At 62.8% G+C, this 207-nt stretch carries 1 protein-coding gene; it reads right to left on the reverse strand.

What is annotated here, in order from left to right:
* The coding region (locus EO131_RS17510; RefSeq protein ID WP_206512882.1) for a hypothetical protein at window positions 1-207 on the reverse strand (207 nt) is incomplete at both ends.

Below are 207 nucleotides of genomic sequence, written 5' to 3' on the forward strand. Positions count from 1 at the left end.
ACTGCCCGCAAGCGCAACAAAGTCGCTGACCGAGGTCGCCGTGCCGCCAACCGTATAGTTCACCGTTATCGCGGAGCCCGTGCCGTTGACCGCATCAAGGCTAACCGTATATTCGCCCGTGTCCAAGGGGTTCTCGGCCGCAGCGTTGTCCGTGGCCGCTATCGTCGCAACCGGGTCCGGGGCAACATCGTCGCTGGTAATGGTCAC

Source organism: Flagellimonas beolgyonensis, assembly GCF_003992615.1.
In the GTDB taxonomy this organism is placed as follows: Bacteria; Bacteroidota; Bacteroidia; order Flavobacteriales; family Flavobacteriaceae; genus Flagellimonas; species Flagellimonas beolgyonensis.